The 14,691-nt window shown below is 68.8% G+C and carries 13 protein-coding genes and 1 pseudogene; 4 read left to right on the forward strand and 10 right to left on the reverse strand.

All coding sequences use genetic code 11. The annotated features are described in order from the left end of the window. The first annotated feature begins 4 nt into the window (after positions 1-4). Positions 5-466: a PPOX class F420-dependent oxidoreductase gene (locus tag VS93_RS16040; protein ID WP_046470731.1), complete on the forward strand. Its 462-nt coding sequence runs from the start codon at positions 5-7 to the stop codon at positions 464-466. 142 nt (positions 467-608) lie between these two features. On the opposite strand, the gene VS93_RS16045 is transcribed toward VS93_RS16040, so the two are convergent. From VS93_RS16045 to VS93_RS16075, 7 genes are all read right to left on the reverse strand, one after another. Then, the gene (locus VS93_RS16045; RefSeq protein WP_046470747.1) at positions 609-2,258 is read right to left on the reverse strand and encodes a glycoside hydrolase family 3 protein; all 1,650 of its coding nucleotides are present in this window, start codon (positions 2,256-2,258) and stop codon (positions 609-611) included. A 156-nt stretch (positions 2,259-2,414) separates the two neighbouring features. Beyond that, the gene (gene ptsP / locus VS93_RS16050; protein WP_046470748.1) at positions 2,415-4,088 is read right to left on the reverse strand and encodes a phosphoenolpyruvate--protein phosphotransferase; all 1,674 of its coding nucleotides are present in this window, start codon (positions 4,086-4,088) and stop codon (positions 2,415-2,417) included. A gap of 19 nt (positions 4,089-4,107) precedes the next feature. Beyond that, positions 4,108-4,365 carry an HPr family phosphocarrier protein gene (locus VS93_RS16055; protein WP_046470732.1) on the reverse strand — a complete coding sequence of 86 codons (258 nt, stop codon included), beginning with the start codon at positions 4,363-4,365 and terminating at the stop codon, positions 4,108-4,110. A gap of 15 nt (positions 4,366-4,380) precedes the next feature. Next, complete coding sequence (locus tag VS93_RS16060) at positions 4,381-5,061, reverse strand: HAD family hydrolase (RefSeq protein ID WP_046470733.1); 681 nt, start codon at positions 5,059-5,061, stop codon at positions 4,381-4,383. Beyond that, positions 5,052-5,498, reverse strand: coding sequence for a PTS sugar transporter subunit IIA (locus VS93_RS16065; protein WP_046470734.1), 447 nt, complete (start codon positions 5,496-5,498; stop codon positions 5,052-5,054). The genes VS93_RS16060 and VS93_RS16065 overlap by 10 nt, the downstream gene beginning before the upstream one ends. A 55-nt stretch (positions 5,499-5,553) precedes the next feature. Next, positions 5,554-5,790, reverse strand: coding sequence for a glucose PTS transporter subunit EIIB (locus tag VS93_RS16070; RefSeq protein ID WP_046470735.1), 237 nt, complete (start codon positions 5,788-5,790; stop codon positions 5,554-5,556). Between the two features lie 130 nt (positions 5,791-5,920). Beyond that, complete coding sequence (locus VS93_RS16075; RefSeq protein WP_046470736.1) at positions 5,921-6,964, reverse strand: SIS domain-containing protein; 1,044 nt, start codon at positions 6,962-6,964, stop codon at positions 5,921-5,923. Positions 6,965-7,138: 174 nt separating this feature from the next. Here VS93_RS16075 and VS93_RS16080 point away from each other — a divergent pair, with 174 nt between their 5' ends. After that, positions 7,139-7,873 (forward strand): GntR family transcriptional regulator, encoded by a 735-nt coding sequence (locus tag VS93_RS16080; protein ID WP_046470737.1) that lies wholly within the window; start codon positions 7,139-7,141, stop codon positions 7,871-7,873. A gap of 74 nt (positions 7,874-7,947) precedes the next feature. Continuing rightward, on the forward strand, positions 7,948-9,369 hold the full coding sequence (locus VS93_RS16085) for a PTS transporter subunit EIIC (protein WP_046470738.1): 1,422 nt from the start codon (positions 7,948-7,950) through the stop codon (positions 9,367-9,369). Between the two features lie 69 nt (positions 9,370-9,438). Here VS93_RS16085 and secA read toward each other — a convergent pair. Further along, positions 9,439-12,344, reverse strand: a pseudogene (gene secA / locus VS93_RS16090) (preprotein translocase subunit SecA). A gap of 220 nt (positions 12,345-12,564) precedes the next feature. Here secA and VS93_RS16095 point away from each other — a divergent pair. After that, complete coding sequence (locus tag VS93_RS16095; RefSeq protein WP_046470739.1) at positions 12,565-12,900, forward strand: hypothetical protein; 336 nt, start codon at positions 12,565-12,567, stop codon at positions 12,898-12,900. An 87-nt stretch (positions 12,901-12,987) separates the two neighbouring features. Here VS93_RS16095 and hpf read toward each other — a convergent pair whose 3' ends face one another. Then, on the reverse strand, positions 12,988-13,665 hold the full coding sequence (hpf, locus tag VS93_RS16100) for a ribosome hibernation-promoting factor, HPF/YfiA family (protein ID WP_046470740.1): 678 nt from the start codon (positions 13,663-13,665) through the stop codon (positions 12,988-12,990). A 731-nt stretch (positions 13,666-14,396) separates the two neighbouring features. Beyond that, positions 14,397-14,691 (reverse strand): ComF family protein (locus VS93_RS16105; protein ID WP_046470741.1); only part of this gene is annotated, 295 nt, incomplete at its 5' end.

Genomic DNA, 14,691 nt, shown 5'->3' on the forward strand with positions numbered 1-14,691 from the left:
AGCAATGAGTCCGTCCATGGCGACGAACACACGCGTGACAGCCGATGAGCTGCTGGAGTTCCTCCGGCCGCGGCACCGGGCGATCCTGCTGACGCGCCGTTCGGACGGCTCCCCTCAGGCCTCCCCGGTGACCTGCGGTGTCGACGGGCGGGGGAGGATCGTCGTGTCGACCTACCCGGAGCGGGCCAAAACCCGCAACGCGGCACGCGACCCCCGGGTGAGCGTCCTCATGCTCTCCGATGAATTCGACGGCCCGTGGGTGCAGGTCGACGGGTCCGCGGAGGTCATCGAAGGCGAGGAAGCCGTCGAACCGCTGGTCGAGTATTTCCGCGTGATCTCCGGTGAGCACCCGGACTGGGACGAGTACCGTTCCGCTATGCGCAAGCAGGGAAAAGCCCTGGTGCGCATCACCCCGGAGCACTGGGGACCGGTGGCCACCGGAGGCTTCCCGCCCCGATCGAGCTGAGCGCGTCCGGCCGGACATACGGTTCCGCTGGATCCGGGACTCCGGGTTCAGCGGGCCTTCCGGGCCCACGGCACGGCGGGACTCCTCGGTTCCCGGGGACCACGGGATCCGCGAACAGCCCGCACCGCCGCCGGGCGCCCGGTCAGTACTCCAGCCCGTCGCCGTACTCCAGGTCGGTGCCGGGGATGTCCACCGGCAGCCTCCCGGAAGGCTGCACCTCACCGGCCAGGGCGCGGGCGGCGGCGGTGCGGGAGACGTCCACCGACGAGTAGGTGGCCAGGTAGCCGCTGACATCCGGCAACTCGCCGATGTCGTAGGGGGTGCCCTGTGCGACCACCACCACGGGCGTGCCCGCCGCCCCCGCGGCGTCGACCCGGTCGAGCTGCTCGGAGTCGGCGCGCGCGTCCTCGGTGCCGACCACCGCGACATCCGCGGCCGCGGCCGAGTCCGTCACCTGGTACCCCAGCTCGCGCAGTTCCGCGCCGATCTCCTCGGCGCCGGCGCCGGCGAGGAACACCGCGGCGCCCTCCGCCAAGGGGAGCACGCCGCCTTCGTTGCGCAGCAGGGTCATCGACGCGTCGGCCACCTCCTGAGCGGCGGCCAGGTGCTCATCGCCGCCCACGGTCTCCTGCGCTGCCGCGGCGTCCGCCGGCTCGCCCCCCAGCACCCCGCGCTTCGCCTTCAGCTCAAGGATCCGGCGCACCGACGCGTCCAGCCGGTCCTCGCTGATCCGCCCCTCGTCCACGGCCTCGCGCACAGCGCCGACCGTCTCGGCGGCGTCCGGCGGCATCAGCAGTTGGTCCGCCCCGGCCTCGATCGCCCGGACGGCGATCTCGGCGTCGTCGTGGGTCTGCCGGACCCCCTCCATGTTGAGTGCGTCAGTGGTGACCACTCCCTCGTAGCCGAGCTCGTCCCGCAGCACCCCCTCGATGACGTTCTTCGACAGCGTGGACGGCTCGCCGGAATCGTCCAGCTCGGACAGGAACACGTGCGCGGTCATGATGGCGTCCGCGTCCGCCTCGACGGCGCTCTCGAACGGCGGCAGGTCCACCTGCTCCCACTCGCTGCGGGGTGTCTCCATCCTGGGCAGCCCCGTGTGGCTGTCGACATCGGTGTCGCCGTGCCCCGGGAAGTGCTTCACGACGGGGACGACCCCGCCCTCCTCGAACGCCTCGACCTCGGCCATCGCCATCTCCGTGACCAGGTCCGGGTCGGAGCCGAAGGACCGGATGCCGATCACGGGGTTGTCGGCGTTGACGTTGACATCGGCGACCGGCGCGTAGTCGAGGTTGATCCCCATGGCGGCGAGTTCGGCGGCCGTGACACCGGCCAGGCTTTCCGCCATCCCGGTGTCGCGGGTGGCCCCGACCGCCATGGCGTCCGGGAAACGCGTGCCCACCGGCAGCCGGGAGACCATGCCCTGCTCCTGGTCGATGCCGAGGAACAGCGGAACGCCGGCCCCAGTGCCGGCGGCCTGCTCCTGCAGCCCGTTGGACATCCCGGTGATCTGCTCGACGTCCTCGAGGTTCTCCGGGAAGTAGATGAACCCGCCCGGCTGGTACTCCTCGATGATGCCGGCGTTCTCCTCGGCGGTGGTCCCCTGCGGGACGACCACGAGCAGCTGGCCGATCTTCTCTTCGAGGTCCATATCCGCGAGCAGCTCCTCGGCGGCGCCCGCCGGGTCGTCCGCGTCGGGGGCGGCGCCGCTGTCGCCGGCGCTTTCCCAGTTGCACGCGGACGACAGCAGGAGAAGCCCGGCGCCGAGCGACGCGAGCAGGCGGCGATAAGGCATGGGGATCTTCCGGACGATGACGGATGGTTCCGCGGCCGATTGGGACATAGCCGGCACCGCCCCACGATAGCCACCGGGGGAGGGTTCGCACGCTCGGGTTCTCGATATCCGTCCGGAAGTCCTCCCGCGCGGTACCCTCGGACGCCGGGGCGGGGCTCAGAGTTCGAGGGCGGCGGTCCCCGGAAGGCGGTTCCGCGCGGCCTGTTTGGCCTCGGCCGCGTTCCGCGCGGCCAGCGCCGCCTCCGCCGCCTCCCGACACTGCGCGAGAGTGCTGCGGGCGAGCGCGGCGCGCACCAAGGGCAGGGCGGTGGCGCCCATCGACAACGTGGTGATCCCGAGTCCGACCAGTACGCAGCCCAGAATCGGGTCGGCGGCGGCCTCGCCGCAGACGCCGCAGGGGCGCCCGGCCTCCGCGGCCGCGGTCGCGGCCGCCGCGACCAGTTCCAGCACCCCCGGCTGCCAGGAATCCTGGAACCTGCTCAGCCCGCCGATCTCGCGGTCGGCCGCGCACGCGTACTGGGTGAGGTCGTTGGTGCCGATACTGAAGAAGCCCACGGCCCCGGCCAGGTGCCGGGCGCGCAGTGCGGCCACCGGAACCTCGATCATGATGCCCGCGTCGGGGATGCCGGCGTCGGCCGAGGCGGCCGCGAACCATTCGGCGTCGTCCAGGTCGGTCACCATCGGCGCCATGACCCGCAGGTCCGCTTTGGTATCGCGTCTGGCCTCTGCCAGCGCCGCCAACTGCGACGCCAGCGTGTCGGGGAACCGGCGCATCATCCGCAGGCCGCGCTCGCCGAGGGCCGGGTTGGGCTCGGGAGCCGGGGGCGGCAGGAAGGCCAGCGGCTTGTCGGCGCCGGCGTCCAGGGTCCGCACGATCACCTTGCCCCCGGGGAACGCGTCCAGCACGGCCCGGTAGGCGGCGACCTGCTCCTCGTGGTCGGGCACGTCAGGGCGGTCCAGGAACAGGAACTCCGTGCGGTACAGGCCGATCCCCTCGGCACCGTTCTCCAGGGCCGCCGGCAGCTCCTTGGGGCCGCCGATGTTGGCGAGCAGCGGGACCTCGTGCCCGTCGCTCGTGCGCCCGGGCCCGGTGCTCTCAGCGGCCGCCGCGGCGCGCGCGGCCGCCTTCGCCTCGACCTCCTCGACCAACGCGGGGGCGGGGTCGGGCACCACCTCGCCGGTCATCCCGTCGACCAGCAGCCGTGTACCCTCTCTGACCTCGGTGCAGCCGGGGCAGGCGACCACGGCCGGCAGTCCGAGGGAGCGGGCGAGGATCGCGGTGTGACTGGTGGGACCGCCTTCCTCGGTGACGAACGCGAGGACAAGTTCGGGGTCGAGCAGTGCCGTGTCCGCCGGGGCGAGGTCGTTCGCGACCAGCACGAAAGGGGTGCTGGACTCGGGGATTCCCGGCACCGTGACACCGAGCAGCCGGGCCACGACACGGTCGCGGACATCATCGAGGTCGGCCACGCGGGCGGCCAGGTAGTCGCCGGCGTTGACCAGCATCTCGCGGTAGACGTCCATGGCTTCGAACACCGCGCGCGTCGCGGAGGCGCCCTCGCCCACACGGCGCCTGACATCGTCGGTCAGCGCGGGATCGCGGGCCATGAGGGCCTGGGCGTTCAGCACCTCCTGGGCATGGCCTCCCGCGCGCTCGCCCCGCGCGGTGAGATCCCGCGCGGTCTCCTCCATGGCGGAGACGGCTCGCCGGGTCTCGGTGTCGATGTCACCACCGTGCTGTTCACCCTCGGAGGGTTCCGGAACCGAGCGGGTCAACCGGACCACCGGGCCGTATCCGACCCCGGCACTCACCCCGATGCCGATCAGCATGTCAGCCACGCTCTTTCCCCTAGTCCGCGTTCGCGATCTCGACGAGTCTGTCCAGCACCGCTTCGGGATCGTCACCGCCGACGTTGATGACGATCTCGTCGCCGTGGCGCACGTCCAGCCCCATCACAGCCAGGACGCTCTTCGCCGATACCGGTGGAGAGTCGCCCTTGGCGACCGTGACCTCCCCCTCGACCTCGGCCGCGGTTTGGACGAACAGCGCGGCCGGACGGGCGTGCAGCCCCACTTTGCCCCCGACCTTGACGCGGCGTTCTGCCACGGTTGCACCTCTCTCTCAGTCTCCCCGCTCGGACAGTGTGAGCCGAGGCCAGTCCACCTCGGTCAGATGGTCGACGACGAGGTCCGCCCGCTCCAGCGCCGCGTGGCCGTGGGTGTTGGTGATCCCGACGACTCGCATTCCGGCACGCGACCCGGCTTCGACCCCCGCCGGGGTGTCCTCGAACACAGCGATGTGCTCGGGGTCGTGGCCGAGGATCTCAGCTCCGATCAGGTAGCCCTGCGGGCCGGGCTTGCCACGGGCGACATCTCCAGCCGTTACCAGGCCCTTGAACATTTCGAACACCTCTAGGTCGGCCAGCGCGCCCTCGGCCCATTGCCGCCCCGCGGATGTGACCAGGTCGAAGGGGACGCCTTCGGCGTAGAGCCGGCGCAGGAAGGCCAGTGATTCGGGCAGCCGGCGCACCGGGGGCAGTCCCGGGGCCTGCGCGATCATCCTCAGCTCGCCCAGCAGGACGTCCCAGGTCACATTCGGGAAGAGTCCCGGATCCTCCGCGAGGACATCAGGACCGCGGCGTCCCATGAACCGGTGAAGGGTCGACTCATCATAGGGAACATTATGCGCGTCGAGCAGTTTCGCCCAGATCGTGAGCGACCGCGGCTCGCTGTTGATCAACGTTCCGTCGAGGTCGAACAGCGCCGCGCGGAGCCCGCTGCCGTCGTTCGGGTTCACGCCCATTGGAACAGCTGCTCCCCCTTGGCCACCTCCCCGGTGACCGCGCGCGAGATGACGTCGCCATCGGCGTCCAGCGCGACCACCGGCACGATCGGCGAGTACCCCTCCTCCTGGACATCCGCCGGGTTCCAGCGGATCAACGGGGCACCGGCAGCGACCTGCTCCCCCTCCTCGGCAAGCTTTTCGAAGCCTTTGCCGTCGAGCCGCACCGTGTCGATCCCGAGATGGACCAGCACTCCCCGCCCCTGCTCGTCGGCTATGACGAACGCATGCGCGTGCAACTTGACGACCGTCCCGCTGATCGGCGCGATCGCCTCGTGCGGTTCGCGCGCGGGTTCGATGGCGGCCCCGGGTCCGACCATGCCCTGCCCGAACACGGGGTCACTGACCTCGGAGAGTCCTACCGCTGTACCGGGGACGGGCGCGTGAACGGAGAGCACGAACCACCTCCTTTCCTCAGGACGCGGCCGTGGGCCGCGTCCGCGATCCGGCGGATCAGTCGAGCAGTTCGTTGATGTCGTCGGTCAGCGCATCGGCTTCCGGGCCCACCACGACCTGGACCACGTTGCCGGAGATGAGTACGCCGTGCGCGCCTGCTGCCCGCAACGCCGGCTCGTCGACCTTGCCGGCGTCGGCGACCTCGGTGCGCAGACGCGTGATGCACGCCTCGATCTCCTCGATGTTGCCGGCGCCACCGAGCCCGGCGACGATCGCGGCTGCCTTGTCGGCCATGTGTACCTCTCAGGGGGTCGAACGACGGGAGGACCCGTTCCGGCCGGGCGATCCGCGGATCGCGGATCCGGTCGGTGGGCGGCGGGCACGGTGGTTGGTAAGCGAGCCTAAGCACACGCGCGAGCGGAGCCTATGACGTCTGGGTGACTTTGCCCAGGCCACGCGGGGCGTCGGGGTTGTATCCCAGTCGCCGGGCGAGTTTCTCGGTGATGAGCTGGGCGGGGATGATCAGGCTGACCGGAGCCAGCCACTCGGACAGATCCGGTGCGGGGACCGACAGGTCGCATGCCGCTCCCAACGCGGAGCCGCCGCCGATGCCGTAGGCCGGGGCGCCGACCGATGCGACGCGTTCGGCCAGTGCCGCGATTCCCGGAAGGGTGGGGCCGGAGTTCGCGGCCACCAGAACGGCCGGGGTGTCCCTGTCGACCACGGCGATCGGGCCGTGCAGCAGATCGGCGTAGGAGAGCCCCATGGCGTGCAGGTAGCACGCCTCCTTGAGCTTAAGGGCGGTCTCCAGCGCGGTCGAGAAGGCCAGGCCCCGCCCTGAGACGACCGCGCCGTGCACGCCGACGAGCCGTTGGGCGATCTCCTCACAGCGCTCGTCCGACTGGTCCAGGGCCGATTCGATGACGTCGGGAACACCGGTGAGCCGGCCGGGATCGAGGTCGGCCCCGAGCCCCAGAGCGAGGACCGCGAGCGCTGCGAGCTGGGTGGTGTAGGTCTTGGTGGCCGGAACGGCGATCTCGTTCCCCGCACGGGTGACCAGGGAGACATCCGCGGCCTGTGTCAGCGGGGAGTCGGCGCCGTTGGTGACGGCGACTGTACGCGCGCCGCAGTCCGCGGCCCACCGCATCGTGTCGACGATCTCCTGAGTACGGCCGGACTGGGAGATGGCGACCGCGAGCACGCCGGAGAGGTCGACCTTGGCGCCGTAGATGGTCGCGACGGAGGGGGAGGCCAGCGATGTGAGCCGTCCGCTCTGCGTCTGGAGCAGGTAGGAACCGTACACCGCGGCGTTGTCGGAGGAGCCGCGGGCGATGAACAGCACGTTGCGGGTCTGCCCGGCCAGCGCCGATATCTCGGATCGCATCGGCAGCACCGCATCCAGCGTCCTGCGCAGCGCCTCGGGCTGCTCCGTGATCTCCGAACGCATAATGCTCGTTGTGGTCGTCATCGAGCTTCTTCCCATCGGTCGCGAACGCCGGTGTCAGGGTGCGCCCCGGGCGGCGGCAGGGAGGTCGTGGTCAGGCGGTGGTCGGGGGCTGATTGACACGCCACACTGAACTGTGGTCTAGTCCGGCCTATACCAGTAATACCAGAATGTCCGCCGACCGAACAGGCGCCCGCCATGACAATCGACCCCGCGAGTCCCGTGCCGAAGTACTCACAACTGCGTGAGCTGCTCATCGACTGGATCGTGGACAGCGGTCTCGCGGTGGACGACATCATCCCGTCCGAACGCGAGCTCGGCACGAAGTACGGACTTTCGCGTATGACGGTGCGCCAGACCATCGACCTGCTGGTCTCCGAGGGCAAGCTGTACCGGGTACCGGGCAAGGGAACCTTCGTCGCACGCCCCAAGATCGAGATGTCGCTCGTCCTCGCCTCCTTCACCGAGGACATGCGCGCCCGCGGCTACGAGCCCGGATCCCGTGACATCGCCCGGCGAATCACCCCGGCCAGTGGCCACACCGCACGCCTACTGGGCATCCCGCCCGGTTCGGACGTGCACCACATCGAACGACTCCGTACGGCCGACGGCGAGCCGATGGCCGTCGAACGCACCAACATCCCCACCTCACTCGCCCCCGGCCTCGGTTCCCACCGGCTCTCGGGGCGCTCGCTCTACCAGGTCCTCGAGGAGGAGTTCGGAATCATCCTCGACTCCGGTGAGCAGACCATCGAGGCCGGAATCTGTGACCCCGCCGATGCCAAGCTCCTCGGGCTGTCCCCGGGAAGCCCGGTCCTCTCCATGCAGCGGCGCAGTTTCACCAACGGCGCGTGTGTCGAACTCGCGCTCTCCACCTACCGGGCCGACCGCTACCAGCTCCACTCCCGGCTCGACCGGCACCCGGGCGGCTGACCCCGCCCGCATCCCGCAACGCATCCCCATTCGTCACGCGTTATCCCTCACTTACGCAGCTGGGAGGACTTCCCGTGAGTTCTTCGTCGACCGCGGATGGCGGTCTCCCCACCACGCCGAAACCATCCTCGAAGGCGCTCGCCGTCCTGCAGCGCATCGGCCGCAGTCTGATGATGCCGATCGCCGTGCTACCCGCGGCCGCGATCCTGCTCCGGCTGGGACAGGACGACATGCTCGGCAGCAACGGCGGCGAGCCCGGCGGTCTGGCCGATGTGGCCGGCATGGGCTGGATGCAGGACGTGGCCGGTATCGTCGGCACGGCCGGCGACGCCCTCTTCCAGGCCCTCCCCCTGCTCTTCGCCGTAGGCGTCGCCATCGGCTTCGCCAGACGCGCGGACGGCTCCACCGCACTCGCCGCGGTCGTGGGCTACCTGGTCTTCGATCGGGTGACCAAGTATGTCTTCTTCGACCGAGGCGGTGAGATCGGCGACGCCGTCACGGCCGAGATCGACGGCGAGGTGGTGATCAACTGGGGGGTGAAGAACCCCACCGACGTGCTCGGCGGCATCGTGATCGGTGTCGTGACCGCTTTGCTGTGGCAGCGCTTCTACCGGATCAAACTCCCCGCGTGGCTGGCCTTCTTCGGCGGCCGCCGCTTCGTGCCCATCATCACTGCCCTCGCAGCGCTGGGCCTCGCTGTCGTGTTCGGTTTCGTCTGGCCCACCGTGGGCGGCTGGATCAACGATCTGGGCAACTGGATCGTCGGCTCCGGTGCGATCGGCGCGGGTGTCTACGGCATGGTCAACCGGCTGCTGCTCCCGTTCGGTCTGCACCACATCGTCAACTCGGTCGTCTGGTTCGTGTTCGGCGAGTACACCGGCAAAGGCGGTGTCGTCTCCACCGGTGAGATCGACCGCTACATGGCGGGCGACCCGACAGCGGGCGGCTTCCTGGCCGGCTTCTTCCCGGTCCTGATGTTCGGCCTGCCGGCGGCCGCCCTGGCGATCTGGCGTGCCGCGCACCCGAGCCAGCGGGCCGCGGTCGGCGGAATCATGATCTCGGCGGCGCTGACAGCATTCGTCACCGGTATCACCGAGCCGATCGAGTACGCGTTCATCTTCATCGCGCCGCTGCTGTTCGTCGTGCACGTGGTGCTGACCGGTATCTCGATGGCGGTGCTGAACGCGCTCGACGCCCAACTCGGTTTCGGGTTCTCCGCAGGCGGCATCGACATGCTGCTGAACGCCTTCAAGGCGAACACCCAGGGAATGCCGCTGATCCTGGGTATGGGAGTGCTGTACTTCGTGCTCTACTTCCTGGTCTTCCACTTCCTGATCACGAAGCTGAACCTGCCCACGCCGGGGCGCGAGCCGGTCGAGGAGTCCCCGTCGGTCGCCGCCAACCCGGACACCGCGTCCACCGCGACGGAGCAGGCGAAGGGCTCGGAGGACACCTCCACCGGCGGGCGTTCGGACGAACCGCCGGCCTCCTCCTGAGGCGGCCGCAGCAGACAGGGCCCCGCGTTCGCGGGGCTCTGTCTCGTATCGGCATGGCCGCGGGAGGGCTCAGGCGCGGCTGCTTTTCGGAGCTCCGTGGCACTTCTTGTACTTCTTGCCCGACCCGCAGGGGCACGGTGCGTTGCGCGAGGCGCCGGCGTACTCGTCGCCGTCCGACTCCTCGGTGTGCCGCTCCACACCGCCGTCCTCGCTGGGAGCGGAGTACTGCAGCTGGCTCGGGCGGCTCGCGCCGAAGCCTTGGACCACGACATCCTGCTCGGCGTCGCCGTTTTCGGAGGTGTCCGGGGCGGCGGCTTCGGGCTCCTCCGCCGTGTCGGCCTTCTCCTCTGTGGCGGTGGCCGCGCTCCCTGCCGCGTCCGTTTCGGACTCGGTTGTGACCACGGCACCGGCCGCGGCGGCGGTGGCCGCCGCTCCCGCCGCGGTGACCTCGGGCTGCCGCTCTTCCGTGCTCTTACCCTTGACCTGCACGTCGACGTTGAACAGGTAGCCGACCGACTCCTCCTTGATGCCCTCCAGCATCTCCTGGAACATGTCGTAGCCCTCCCGCTGGTACTCGATCAGCGGGTTGCGCTGCGCCATGGCGCGCAGGCCGATACCCTCCTGGAGGTAGTCCATCTCGTAGAGGTGCTCGCGCCACTTGCGGTCCATGACCTGGAGGATGACGCGCCGCTCGACCTCGCGCATGGCCTCGGAGCCGAGCTCCTCCTCACGGCGCGCGTAGGCCGCTTGGGCGTCCTCGCGGACCCGGTGCGAGAGGATGTCGGGGGTCAGCGTCTCGATCCCGCCGCCGTTCTCCTCGACGAGCTCGTCGACGGTGAAGCTGATCGGGTAGATCTGCTTGAACGCCTTCCAAAGCTTCTCGAGGTCCCAGTCCTCGGGGTCGCCCTCGCTTGTGGCCTGGCGGACGTAGCCGTCGAGGACGTCGTCCATCATGCTCTCGACCTGCTCCTGCAGGTCGGCCCCTTCGAGCACCTTGCAGCGTTCGGCGTAGATCACCTTGCGCTGCCGGTTGAGGACCTCGTCGTACTTGAGGACGTTCTTGCGGATCTCGAAGTTCTGCTGCTCGACCTGCGACTGGGCCGACTGGATCGCCTTGCTGACCATCCCCGACTCGATCGGCTGGTCTTCGGGGATGCTCAGCCGCTCCATGATGATCTCCACCCGGGCGGCGTTGAACAGCCGCAGCAGGTCGTCCTGAAGCGAGAGGTAGAAGCGCGACTTCCCGGGGTCGCCCTGGCGTCCGGACCGCCCGCGCAGCTGGTTGTCGATCCGGCGGGACTCATGGCGCTCGGTGCCGAGCACGTAGAGGCCGCCGACCTCGACCACCTGCTCGTGCTCGCTTTCCACTTCCTTCTTGGCCTTCTCCAGTGTCTCGGGCCAGGAGGCTTCGTACTCTTCGGGGTTCTCCAGCGGAAGCAGGCCGCGCGCCTGGAGTTCCTCATCGGCCATGAACTCGGGGTTGCCGCCCAGCATGATGTCGGTACCGCGGCCGGCCATGTTGGTGGCCACCGTGACGCTGCCGAGCTTCCCGGCCCGGGCGATGATCGACGCCTCCCGCGCGTGGTTCTTGGCGTTGAGGACCTCGTGCGGGATGCCCTCGCGCTTGAGCAGCTTGGACAGCAGCTCGGACTTCTCCACGCTGGTGGTGCCGACGAGGACCGGCTGGCCCTCCTCGTGCCGTTCGGCGATGTCCTCGACGACGGCCTCGAACTTGGTGTCCTCGTTCTTGTAGATGACGTCCTTCTCGTCACCGCGGATCATCGGCTCGTTGGTCGGGATGGGGACCACGCCGATCTTGTAGGTCTGGGTGAACTCCGCGGCCTCGGTCTGGGCGGTACCGGTCATCCCGGCCAGCTTCTCGTAGAGGCGGAAGTAGTTCTGCAGCGTGACCTTGGCGAGCGTTTGGTTCTCGTCCTTGATCCGCACCTTCTCCTTGGCCTCGATGGCCTGGTGCATGCCCTCGCTGTAGCGGCGCCCGCGCAGCACGCGCCCGGTGAACTCGTCGACGATGAGCACCTCGCCGTCCTTGACGATGTACTCCTTGTCCTTCCGGTAGAGCTCCTTGGCCTTGAGCGCGTTGTTCAGGAAGCTGATGAGAGGGGTGTTGACGGACTCGTACAGGTTGTCGATGCCCAGCCAGTCCTCGACCTTCTCCACGCCGGCCTCGGTGATGCCGACCGTGCGCTTCTTCTCGTCGACCTCGTAGTCGACCTCGCGGCGCAGGCGGGGGACGATCTTGGCGAACTCGGAGTACCAGCGGGAGTTCTGCTCGGCCGGACCGCTGATGATGAGCGGGGTCCGCGCCTCGTCGATGAGGATGGAGTCGACCTCGTCCACGATCGCGAAGTTGTGCCCGCGCTGGACCGTGTCGTTGAGCGACAGCGCCATGTTGTCGCGCAGGTAGTCGAAGCCGAACTCGTTGTTGGTGCCGTAGGTGACGTCGGCCTGGTAGGCCTGCTTCCGCGCCTTCGCGCTGACGTCGGGGGCGATCACACCGACCTTGAGGCCGAGGAACTGGTAGATCCGGCCCATGTTCTCGGCGTCGCGGCGGGCCAGGTAGTCGTTCACCGTGACGACGTGCACGCCCTCACCGGCGAGCGCGTTCAGGTAGACGGCGAGCGTCGAGGTCAGTGTCTTGCCTTCACCGGTCTTCATCTCGGCGATGTTGCCGAAGTGCAGAGCGGCGCCGCCCATGAGCTGAACGTCGAAGTGCCGCTGGCCGAGGGTGCGCTTGGCGGCCTCGCGCACCGTGGCGAAAGCTCGGGCAGGAGGTCGTCGAGCGTCTCACCGTCCTGGTACCGCTCGCGGTACTCGTCGGTGAGTTGGCGCAGCTCCGCGTCGCTCAGATCGACGTAGTCGTCCTCGATCGAGTTGATCTGGTCCTTCAGCCTTTTCAGCTTGCGCTGGATCTTGCCCTCTCCTGCGCGGAGGACCTTATCGAGTATGCCTGGCACTTCCTATGCGCTCCTCGCAGCTCGTGGCCCGCGTGCGGAGGCGGACGGATCCTTGGCCCCCAGCATCCCATCGTAGGCGACCATATTGCCTTGACGATCCCGCTCGGCCTCATGACGCTCCGTGGTCGCGGAGGCCGCTGGGTTTAACCGCACAGGGGCGAGGTTAGGTCGAAACCAAGCCCTCGGAAAAACCCACTGCATAAAAGGGGGAGTTCCGCCCATGGCCGACAACCGCTCCGAGTCTCACATCCGCGGCTACCAGCAAGAAGGCGGGGCGTGGGCACCGACCAGCGGTCATCGGGGCCGGTTCGGTTCGTGGGTGGCCGTCGCCTTCCTCGCCGTCGGGTTCGCCCTGGGCGGCCTTTCCCTCGTGTTGGGGCCGGCATGGTGGCTTATGGGGATCGGTGTGCTGCTGATGCTCGTGGGCGGGGTGCTGTGCTTCGTCACCGATATCTTCACCGACGTGGTCCTGGACGCCCCCCATGTCGGGACCGAGGAGGCACACAGCACGCCCTTGCACAAGATCAAGCGGCAGGAGTCCGGCGACGACCGGTGAGCACAGGCCGCACCGCACGGCGCGGCGCGTGGCCGTTCGCACCGCGCCGTGGGGTCCTCGGGGAGGAAACCGCGTCACGCGGCCCGCTCAGTCCATCAGCCGGATGACTCCGTAGTTGAACGCTTTTCTGCGGTAGACCACGCTCGGGGCGTCGCGGTCCTCGTCGTGGAAGAGATAGAAATCGTGACCGACAAGCTCCATCTCCATCAGAGCCTGGTCGATGGTCATGGGTTTCGCGTAGTGGATCTTCTCCCGGACGACGACGGGGGCGCCGCCCTGGGTGTCCAGTTCCAGGAGTTCGTCGGAGAACTGGTGGTCCAAGGCGATGCCGTCGACGTCCTCGGGTTCTCCGGCCTGCTGGGAGGGTAGGGGAACGGTTACGGAGCCCAGTCCGGCCTCAGGGCCGTCACTGGCGAGCTCCGCGGTGGCGGCCGCCACCGAGACGGGGGCGCGGTTGCCCTTGTGCACCTTCCGCCGGTCGGCGGTCTTGCGCAGTCGGGCCTCGATACGGTCGATTGACAGGTCGAGAGCGGTGTAGCGGTCATCGGCGGACGCCTCGCTGCGAATCACCGGGCCGCTCGAGTGGATGGTCAGCTCAACCCGCTCGCGGTGCTCCGCCAGCTTCGGGTTGCGCTCCTTGGACACCTCCACATCGACGCTCATCCCCTTTTTCTCCCACTTGGAGAGCTTGCTCAGCTTGTTCTCGACATGCTGCCGGAACTTGTCGCTGACACCGGTGCGCCGACCTTTGACGATGATGTCCACAAGACCCCCTATTGTCGCGGGGCCATCGCCGTACGATGACCCGGCTCTCTAGCTATTGCCCCACACGCTGCGCGGGTGGGCGAACGCTCCCGTTCCTCCTCTCTGTCACCGCGGGTTCACTCCTCAGGTGTGGAATCCCGTATACCCGCAGTACCGGTAGTATTCACCCCGCTGAAGCCGAGTAGCCACCCTGATCAGCCGTTAGTCGCCGCCATCGGCTCCTGGGAGGACATCGGGGGCGGCCGGCTCGAGACGGCGGGGGCCGGAAACGAATGTGCACCCGTCCGGCCGACCTGGTCTTCGTCCCCACATCCGCCTGCTGAGGGGTTTGCCGCGCTTGAGTGCGACTACTGCCCTTCTCCCGGTTCGGGAGGACATCGGGTCCCCCCGCGAGGCAGGTCTTACCTCTAAGCCGCACCGTGATCGGTCGACGAAAAGTCGCCTTACGTGGGCCGTTTCGCCTGCGGCTGGCATCGGCTTGCCGGACAGGCGCCCCCACGGGGACGCGATGTCCAGCGCAACCACGGACCCGGACGGGTGCCATGCCCTGAACGCTAACCCGAGAATCCGCAGATGTCAGGTACTACGTGTCCACTACCTCCAGCCGAAACGCCCGGCTTCTCCCAGAGAACACCGAATCCGGGAGAAAAACGGAAAGAGATGGCGGTGAGGTAAAAGGTTCTTGGCGCTCCGCCGCGAACCGTTTGACACCGGCCCCGCGCACTCAGGGGTCACCCGCGCTCGGTGAGCACAGCGGCACCCGCGACCGTTGCCCCGGCATTACGCAGCACTCGGGTCGCCTCGGCGAGTGTCGCTCCCGTTGTCACCACGTCGTCGATGACGACGATGCTCTCCCCGTGAAGGGCCGGGCCCACCCGCGAACGTAGCGCCAGCGCCCCCGCCAGATTCGCGCGGCGCCGCTCGCGGTCCAGCCCGGCCTGGTCGGCGACATGGCGGCGATGGCAGAGGGCCGGGAGGACCCGCCCCGGACGGGTGGCGCCGCCGTGCTCCGGGCGGCGGCGAGGG

The organism is Allosalinactinospora lopnorensis, assembly GCF_000981225.1.
In the GTDB taxonomy this organism is placed as follows: Bacteria; Actinomycetota; Actinomycetes; order Streptosporangiales; family Streptosporangiaceae; genus Allosalinactinospora; species Allosalinactinospora lopnorensis.